Here is a 273-nt window from a genome sequence, read left to right as displayed (position 1 = left end):
GAAGGCGTCCTTCCACTTGCGTAGGGTCCGGCCTAGGCGAGCGATTTCGGGGATGGGACACGTTGGTAGGCGCTCGACGAGACGAGCGGCCAGGCATCGGCCTTGGGCGGGGGTGTCTTGATGGAAGACGTCTCGGACTTGCTGGGCGCAGTGGTAGGCGACTTCGACACTGATATGGGCCTCATCTGCCGTGAAGGTGGCCTGGTCTGGTTTTGTGGACCGGGTGTTTTGAGGGTTGTTGGTTGTTATTGGTGGTGTTGTGCCCATTGGCGC

Annotated in this window: 1 protein-coding gene; it reads right to left on the bottom strand. The window is 60.8% G+C overall.

The genetic code is table 11. The features are described 5' to 3' along the window. Positions 1-267, bottom strand: a 267-nt coding sequence (locus QP415_RS11780; protein WP_285100203.1) for a transposase, incomplete at its 3' end; no start/stop codon positions are given. Positions 268-273: the final 6 nt, after the last annotated feature.

Source organism: Pauljensenia sp. UMB3104 (assembly GCF_030217285.1).
In the GTDB taxonomy this organism is placed as follows: domain Bacteria; phylum Actinomycetota; class Actinomycetes; order Actinomycetales; family Actinomycetaceae; genus Pauljensenia.
The sequence above is the reverse complement of the archived record's forward strand: the minus strand, read 5'-3'. Positions and strand labels throughout refer to the sequence as shown.